9 protein-coding genes and 4 tRNA genes are annotated in these 7,804 nt (G+C 64.5%); 1 reads left to right on the top strand and 12 read right to left on the bottom strand.

From position 1 onward, the window contains the following. The 7 genes from DVT68_RS16195 to DVT68_RS16165 form a co-directional block, all read right to left on the bottom strand. Window positions 1-356, bottom strand: a 356-nt coding sequence (locus DVT68_RS16195) for a GTP-binding protein (protein WP_199536089.1), incomplete at its 3' end; no start/stop codon positions are given. A gap of 66 nt (window positions 357-422) precedes the next feature. Next, window positions 423-498 (bottom strand) — tRNA-Thr (locus DVT68_RS16190). Window positions 499-523: 25 nt separating this feature from the next. After that, a tRNA-Gly gene (locus DVT68_RS16185) sits at window positions 524-597 on the bottom strand. Window positions 598-627: 30 nt separating this feature from the next. Further along, window positions 628-713, bottom strand: a tRNA-Tyr gene (locus tag DVT68_RS16180). Window positions 714-817: 104 nt separating this feature from the next. Beyond that, the gene (locus DVT68_RS16175; RefSeq protein WP_114826123.1) at window positions 818-1,306 is read right to left on the bottom strand and encodes an acyl-CoA thioesterase; all 489 of its coding nucleotides are present in this window, start codon (window positions 1,304-1,306) and stop codon (window positions 818-820) included. Window positions 1,307-1,379: 73 nt separating this feature from the next. Further along, window positions 1,380-1,859, bottom strand: coding sequence for a GNAT family N-acetyltransferase (locus tag DVT68_RS16170; RefSeq protein ID WP_114826122.1), 480 nt, complete (start codon window positions 1,857-1,859; stop codon window positions 1,380-1,382). 50 nt (window positions 1,860-1,909) lie between these two features. Beyond that, a complete protein-coding gene (locus DVT68_RS16165; protein ID WP_114826121.1) occupies window positions 1,910-3,439 on the bottom strand; it encodes a DHA2 family efflux MFS transporter permease subunit in 1,530 nt (509 codons plus the stop codon). Window positions 3,440-3,576: 137 nt separating this feature from the next. Between DVT68_RS16165 and DVT68_RS16160 the strand changes: the two genes are divergently transcribed. Then, window positions 3,577-4,023 carry a MarR family winged helix-turn-helix transcriptional regulator gene (locus tag DVT68_RS16160; RefSeq protein WP_114826120.1) on the top strand — a complete coding sequence of 149 codons (447 nt, stop codon included), beginning with the start codon at window positions 3,577-3,579 and terminating at the stop codon, window positions 4,021-4,023. Window positions 4,024-4,182: 159 nt separating this feature from the next. On the opposite strand, the gene ychF is transcribed toward DVT68_RS16160, so the two are convergent. From ychF to DVT68_RS16135, 5 genes are all read right to left on the bottom strand, one after another. Next, complete coding sequence (gene ychF, locus DVT68_RS16155; RefSeq protein WP_114826119.1) at window positions 4,183-5,274, bottom strand: redox-regulated ATPase YchF; 1,092 nt, start codon at window positions 5,272-5,274, stop codon at window positions 4,183-4,185. 52 nt (window positions 5,275-5,326) lie between these two features. After that, the gene (pth, locus tag DVT68_RS16150; protein ID WP_114826118.1) at window positions 5,327-5,920 is read right to left on the bottom strand and encodes an aminoacyl-tRNA hydrolase; all 594 of its coding nucleotides are present in this window, start codon (window positions 5,918-5,920) and stop codon (window positions 5,327-5,329) included. Window positions 5,921-5,965: 45 nt separating this feature from the next. Beyond that, window positions 5,966-6,613, bottom strand: a complete 648-nt coding sequence (locus DVT68_RS16145) for a 50S ribosomal protein L25/general stress protein Ctc (protein ID WP_114826117.1) — start codon at window positions 6,611-6,613, stop codon at window positions 5,966-5,968. A gap of 105 nt (window positions 6,614-6,718) precedes the next feature. Next, window positions 6,719-7,657: a ribose-phosphate diphosphokinase gene (locus tag DVT68_RS16140; RefSeq protein WP_114826116.1), complete on the bottom strand. Its 939-nt coding sequence runs from the start codon at window positions 7,655-7,657 to the stop codon at window positions 6,719-6,721. A gap of 55 nt (window positions 7,658-7,712) precedes the next feature. Then, window positions 7,713-7,789, bottom strand: a tRNA-Gln gene (locus DVT68_RS16135). Window positions 7,790-7,804: the final 15 nt, after the last annotated feature.

The following is a 7,804-nucleotide window of genomic DNA, read 5'->3' as shown; positions in this document are numbered from 1 at the left end:
TGTTCGCGGGTCTGCGGCATCGGGCCGTCAGCGGCCGAGCACACCAGGATCGCGCCGTCCATCTGCGCGGCGCCCGTGATCATGTTCTTCACGTAGTCGGCGTGGCCCGGGCAGTCCACGTGGGCGTAATGGCGGTTCGGCGATTCGTATTCGACGTGGGCGGTCGAGATCGTGATGCCACGAGCCTTTTCTTCCGGCGCCGCGTCGATCGCGTCATACGCCTTGAATTCGCCACCGAAGCGCTCTGCGCCGACCTTGGTCAGTGCGGCCGTCAGCGTCGTCTTGCCGTGGTCCACGTGACCAATCGTGCCGACGTTGACGTGCGGCTTGGTGCGTTCGAATTTACCCTTTGCCATACGCCTAAAACCCCGATGGAGTCGAATGATGAAAAGTGGAAATGATACCCGCGGACCGCGGTGAGATGGTGCTCATGACTGGAATCGAACCAGCGACCTCTTCCTTACCAAGGAAGTGCTCTACCGACTGAGCTACATGAGCACAAAAACACTTAAGACGACTTCAATGGAGCGGGAGACGGGAATCGAACCCGCACCATCAGCTTGGAAGGCTGAGGTTCTACCATTGAACTACTCCCGCCTGGTTGAATCAGCCTTTGCGGAAATCGTCTGGTGGAGGGAGGTGGATTCGAACCACCGAAGGCGTAAGCCAGCAGATTTACAGTCTGCCCCCGTTGGCCGCTTGGGTATCCCTCCAACAAAGAACGGCTATTGTGTGGATCAGCCCGGTGGCTGTCAACACCTGTCACGGGAAAAATGACGTTTTTCCGCGATTTTTTTCACCGCACAGCGAACTCGCCTCAGACGCCTTCGGCACCGTGCGTGTCGACCAGCCGCTCCATCTCCTTGGACAGCTCCATCAACTTCATGGCCTGCTGCTGCAGCAGGCGCTCCTGCTCATCGCGCGGCTGCCAGGCAGGCACCGGCGTTGGCCGTCCGTCGGGAGCGTCCAGCGCCACGAACACCATCACGCAACTGGTCGCCAGATGATGCTCGTCCTTCCTCAGGTCGCGCGCCAACACATCCACCGCCATGTGCATGCTGGAGCGTCCGGTATGGATCAGGCGGGCGCGCACGGTGACCAGATCACCGATCAGGATCGGCGCGACGAACTGGATGCCGCTGACCGACGCCGTCACGCAATACGCCCCACTCCAGGCCACCGCCGCGGCATAGCCGGCCTGGTCGATCCACTTCATCACCATGCCGCCATGCACCTTGCCGCCAAAATTGACGTCCGTGGGCTGCGCCAGGAAACGGAAGTTCACTTCATGCTGCTTGCCGGGCATGGAACGGGGACTCCAGGGATCGGTGAGGGGCGCATTATGCGCCGCGACAGATCGACGCACATACACCGGCCGCTCAGGGATGGTCGTCCACCCGGTAGACCATCGGCATGCTGAGCACCCTGCCCGGCCGCTCTACCGGCCGGGCGTCGCGCACGAAGCCCAGTCGCAGGTACACCGGAATGGCCCCGAGGGACGCATTGAGGGTGAATTCGCGGGTGCCGGAGCGGCGCATGCAGTCCCGGCGCAGGCGCTCCCACAGCTTGCGCGCGATGCCGCGGCCCTGATGGCGGGTCCCCACGAACAGCTGAAACACGTGGCGGTCGTCGCGCACCGCGGCGATGCCGGCCAGCACACCATCGACGAAGGCCAGGTGGAAGCGTTGGCCGGACCGGATCTTCCCGCGGATCGTCTGGGTCGAGAGGCTCTGCTCCAGCGCCAGCACGGCGGCGCGCGGCTGGTGCGGTAGGATCCATCGACGCACCACGCGCCGGGCCAGCCGAGTGATCGCCGGCGCGTCCTCGATGCGGGCCAGGCGCATGCGCAGATCGCTCATGCGGGCATGACAACACGGGGTTCCGGCGGCAGCAAGGCGCCGGCTCTCGCTCAGTGCGCTCCGGCGCCCGCGTCGGAGGATTTGGCGGCGAACGGTGGACGGGTCAGCCAGACGAAGACGATCAAGCCGAGGAAAATCCAGCCGAGCGCATGAAACAGCTCGTTGAAGGCGATCTGGTAGGCCTGCTGGGTGATCATGTTGTTGACGACACCGGCCCCCAGTTGCGCGTTGCCGCCACCAAACTGGCTTACCGTCGTCATCGCATCCTGGTTGTAGACCGTGATGTGCTCAGCCAGCTGCGCGTGGTGCATGACCGCACGGCGATCCCACAGAAACGTGGTTAGCGAAGCGGAGAAGCTGCCGCCCAACGTGCGCAGGAAGGTCGCTAGGCCGGAGCCGGCGGCGATCTCGTGGCGGTCCAGGTCCGATAGCAGCATCACCGTCACCGGCATGAAGAACAGCGCCACGCCCAGGCCCATCAGCGCCTGCATCGACGCCACATGCTTGAAGTCGATATCCAGGTAGAAGTTGGAGCGCAGGAAGCACGTGGTGGCCATGACCACGAAGGCAAACGAGGCCAGCACGCGCAGGTCGAAGCGCATCGCGTAGCGCCCCACCACGAAGCTCAGCAGCACTGGAAAAATGCCGATGGGGGCCGCCGCGAAGCCGGCCCACGTGGCGGTGTAGCCGAGGTTGCGTTGCAACCACTGCGGCAGCAGCAGATTGATCGCGAAATAGGCCGAGTACGACAACACCAACGCCAGCGTGCCGAACTTGAAGTTGCGGTGACGCAGCAGGCGCAGGTCAACGATTGGATGCTTGTCGGTGAGCTCCCAGATCAGGAACACCGCCAGGCTGATCACCGAGATGATGGTGGTGATGACGATGAAGCTGGAGTGGAACCAGTCCTCGTCATTGCCCTTGTCCAGCATGATCTGCAGCGCGCCGACGCCGATGACCAGCGTGATCAGGCCCACGTAGTCGAAGCGTGGCCGCTCGATGGTCTCCGGCCGCCCCTTCATCTGGTTGGCCACCACCATGCTGGCGAAGATGCCCACCGGCACGTTGATGAAGAAAATCCACGGCCAGGAATAGTTGTCGGTAATCCAGCCACCAAGGATCGGGCCGGTGATCGGCGCCACCACGGCCACCATCGACAGCAGCGACAGCGCCATGCCGCGCTTGTTGGCCGGGTAGATGCCGATCATCAGGCTCTGCGTGATCGGGTACATCGGCCCCGCCACCGCGCCTTGCAGGGCGCGGAAGGCGATCAGCATGCCCATGCTCTGCGACACGCCACACAGGAACGAGGCGATCACGAACAGCAGCGTGCACGACACGAACAACCTCACCTCGCCGAAGCGCCGGCTCAGGAAGCCGGTCAGCGGCAGCGAAATCGCCTGACTGACCGCGAACGAGGTGATGACCCAGGTGCTCTGGTCGCTGCTGACACCCAGGTTGCCGGCGATCGTTGGCAGGGACACGTTGGCGATCGTCGTGTCCAGCACCTGCATGAAGGTGGCGAGCGAAAGACCGATGGTCGCGAGGACCATGTTCGGTGGGCGAAACGGGGTGGCCATGGAAGCGCGATGCCGACAGACCCACGGGCGGGCCCATGGTCGGGAATTATTTATTCCATGACAATTATTGTCAAATAAACTATATGTATTTAAACGATTGAAATGCCAACGGCAGGCCGCCACCCTGAGCCCGGTCCATGACCCAAGACCTCCCCTACGCCCTCACCGTCGCCCTCCAACCCACCCGCCAGGCCTGGCAGCAGGCCGCCGGCGCCGCGCTGGCCGGCACCGGCCTGTCGGTGACGCTGGCCACGCCCGTCTTGCTCGTCTCCCGCATGGGAGATGGCATTTCCCAGCAGGCGCTGGCGGAAAAGATCGGCGTGCATCCCGCCGCCCTGGTGCGCACGCTCGACCAGGCCGAGCAGGCCCAGTTGCTGGAACGTCGGGTGGCGCCAGGCAACCGGCGGCAGCGGGCGATCTACCTGCTACCGGAGGGTCAGCGGGTGGCCGCTGAGATGGAGCGATCCCTGCGCGCGCTGCGTACGGAGTTGCTGGGTGACGTGCCGCCAGAGGACCTGGAGACCGCGGTGCGCGTGCTGCAGACACTGGAGGAGCGTGCGCGGCGGCTTGCCGAAGGCGAGTGACAGCCCTGAGCGCATCGCTGAAGGCGCGCCACATGAGAGCACCCGGCAAGACATGGGCCACGGCGACGCGATCATGCGCATAACAGCCACCCCACAGGAACGCACAGACACAAAAAAAGCCGCACTTTGTGCGGCTTTTTTCGTGGGATCAACGCCGACTCAGACGTTGAACAGGAAGTGCAGCACGTCGCCGTCCTTCACGACGTAATCCTTGCCTTCCTTGCGCAGGCGGCCCGCCGCGGCGGCGCCGGCCTCGCCCTTGTACTGGATGAAGTCGTCGTAGCTCATCGTCTCGGCGCGGATGAAGCCACGCTCGAAATCGGTGTGGATCACTCCGGCCGCCTGCGGCGCGGTGAAGCCGCGCTTGATGGTCCAGGCGCGCACTTCCTTCACGCCGGCGGTGAAGTAGGTCTGCAGGTTGAGCAGCTTGTAGCCGGCGCGGATCACGCGGTTGAGGCCCGGCTCTTCCAGGCCAAGGTCCTTGAGGAACTCGTCGCGGTCGGCGTCGTCGAGCTGCGAGAGTTCTTCCTCGATGGCGGCGCACACCGGCACCACCTCGGCGCCCTCGGTCACTGCGCGTGCGCGCACGGCGTCCAGGTGCGGGTTGTTCTCGAAGCCGTCCTCGCGCACGTTGGCGATGTACATCAGCGGCTTGAGCGTCAGCAGGAACAGGTCGCGCACCAGCGCCTTTTCCTCGTCGTCCAGGCCCAGACTGCGAGCAGACTTGCCCTCGTTGAGGCCGGCAGCCAGCTTCTGCAGCACCGGCTTCTTGGCCAGCGCTTCCTTGTCGTTGGCCTTGGCTGCACGCTCGGCGCGGTTCAGCGCCTTCTCGACGGAATCCAGATCAGCCAGCGCCAGCTCGGTATCGATGGTTTCGATATCGGCGATCGGGTCGACCTTACCGGCCACGTGGATGATGTCGGTGTGCTCGAAGCAGCGCACTACGTGCGTGATGGCGTCCACTTCGCGGATGTGGGCGAGGAACTTGTTGCCGAGGCCTTCGCCCTTCGACGCGCCGGCCACCAGGCCCGCGATGTCGACGAACTCGACGGCGGTCGGGATCACCTTCTGCGGCTTGACGATATCCGACAACGCGTTCAGGCGCGGATCGGGCACCGGCACTACGCCCACGTTCGGCTCGATGGTGCAGAACGGGAAGTTGGCGGCGGCGATGCCGGCCTTGGTCAGTGCGTTGAACAGGGTGGACTTGCCGACGTTAGGCAGGCCGACGATGCCGCATTTGATGCCCATGGAAACTCCGCGAAGCTGTGTCAGGCAACGGACGATGGCGCAAGCGTGTGCTTTAGGCCTTCGTACCCGCTGCCGGTGTGTGTAGTTGTTGCATGGCCTTGTCGAACTGGCCATCGACCGCCAGCGGCAGCACGTCGAGCGCGCGCGCAATGCCGTCGACGATGGCGTCCTCATCCTTGGCCGAGGGGCGACCGAGCACCCACGGCGTGACCTTGTCCTTGTGGCCGGGATGACCAATGCCCACGCGCATGCGGTGGAACTTGGCATGGCCGAGGTGCGCAATGATGTCGCGCAGACCGTTCTGGCCGCCGTGGCCGCCGTCGAATTTCATCCGCACCGTGCCCGGATCCAGATCCAGCTCATCGTGCGCGACGAGGCACTCGTCCGGCTCGATCTTGTAATAGCGCAGCGCCGAAGCGACGGCTATGCCGCTCTTGTTCATGAAGGTGGCGGGCTTGAGCAGCCACACCGACTGGCCGCCGATGCGGACCTTGCAGGTCTCGCCATGCAGCTTGCCGTCGAATCCGAAGCGCTCGCCCTGCCCTGACGCCAGTGCGTCAACAAACCAGAACCCGGCGTTGTGCCGGGTTCGGAGATATTCGGCGCCGGGGTTACCCAGCCCGACGATGAGTCGCAGACCCGTCATGGGATCGAGCGACCCGCACGCGCGAAGCGTGCGGGTCGCTGCGACTTACTTCTTGGGGGCTTCAGCAGCCGGAGCGGCTTCGCCCTCGGCAGCCGGGGCTTCCTCGACCTCTTCCTTCACCGCGTTGGCGGTGACGACGGCGATGTCGTGGTCAGCGCCCAGGTGCAGCGCGACGATTTCCACGCCCTTCGGCAGCTTCAGCTGCGAGAGGTGGACGATGTCGCCCGGCTTCAGGTCGGTCAGGTCGAGTTCGATGAACTCCGGCAGATCCTTCGGCAGGCAGGAGACTTCCACTTCCGTCAGGTTGTGCGAGATCACCACGCCCGAGGTCTTGGCGGCGGCGGACTTTTCCTGGTTCAGGAAGTGCACCGGCACGTTGATGTGGATCGCCTTGTTCTCGTCGATGCGCTGAAAGTCCATGTGCAGCATCTGCAGCTTGTACGGGTGCTTCTGCCAGTCACGCACCAGCACCTTCTGCACCGCGCCGTCGACGTTCAGGTCCAGAACCGAGGAGAAGAACCACTCGTGCTTGGCGGACAGAAGGATGGTGTTGTGCTCGATCTGGATGCTCTGCGGGGCCTGGCCGGCGCCGTAGACAACGGCAGGCACGAAGCCGGCATGACGCAGGCGGCGGCTCGCACCTTTCCCCTCGTCATTACGGGCCGTAGCCTTGATTTCATGAGTCGTAGCCATGTTGGTATTGCCTATCAGTAGTGAACCGCCTCGCGGCGGTCATGCGACTCCCCCGCGACCAGAGGAGCCGTGAAGCAGCGGCAGGCCGGGGCCCGCCGCGGAAACTCAGTCGATGTACAACGAGCTCACCGACTCGCCAAAGGCGATGCGGCGGATCGTCTCCGCCAGCAGCTCGGCGACCGAGAGCTGACGGATCTTGCTGCACGCGGCGATATCCGGCCGCAGCGGCAAGGTGTTGGTGACCACCAGCTGGTCGAGCTGGGAGCCTTCGATGTTCTTCAGCGCCGCGCCCGACAGCACCGGGTGCACGCAGTACGCCACCACCTTGCGGGCGCCACGCTCCTTGAGCGCCGCAGCTGCCGCACACAGGGTGCCGGCGGTGTCGACGATGTCGTCGACCAGCACGCAGGTCTTGCCGTCGACTTCACCGATGATGTTCATCACCGTGGCGACGTTCGCCTTCGGGCGGCGCTTGTCGATGATCGCGAGGTCCGCGTCATCGAGGCGCTTGGCCATCGCGCGGGCGCGCACCACGCCGCCGACATCCGGGCTGACCACGATCAGGTCGTCCATGCTGTGGTTGCGCCAGATGTCCGCCAGCAGCACCGGCGAGGCATAGACGTTGTCCACCGGGATGTCGAAGAAGCCCTGGATCTGGTCCGCGTGCAGGTCCACCGTGAGCACGCGATCCACACCCGCGGTGCTGATCATCTTGGCGACCATCTTTGCCGTGATCGGCACGCGCGCCGAGCGCGGGCGACGATCCTGGCGGGCATAGCCGAAGTACGGAATCACCGCGGTGACGCTGGCGGCCGAGGCGCGCTTGAGCGCGTCAACCAGCACCAGCATCTCGAACAGGTTCTCCGCGCTCGGCGCGCCGGTCGGCTGCAGCACGAACACTTCCTGCCGGCGGACGTTCTCCTCGATCTCGATCTGGGCCTCGCCGTCGCTGAAGCGACCCACGAGCGCCTTGCCCAGGGGCACGCCCAGACGCTGGGCGACATCCTCGGCCAGCGCGCGGTGCGCATTGCCGGTGAAGAGCATCGGTCCGGACGTGTCGAGTGTCATGTTTTAAGAACCTGATCAGCCATGTGTGGAATGGCTGGGGCGGCAGGATTCGAACCTGCGCATGCGGGAATCAAAATCCCGTGCCTTAACCAGCTTGGCGACGCCCCAGTATCAACTGGATTT

It is taken from the genome of Dyella solisilvae (genome assembly GCF_003351225.1).
In the GTDB taxonomy this organism is placed as follows: domain Bacteria; phylum Pseudomonadota; class Gammaproteobacteria; order Xanthomonadales; family Rhodanobacteraceae; genus Dyella; species Dyella solisilvae.
The sequence above is the reverse complement of the archived record's forward strand: the minus strand, read 5'-3'. Positions and strand labels throughout refer to the sequence as shown.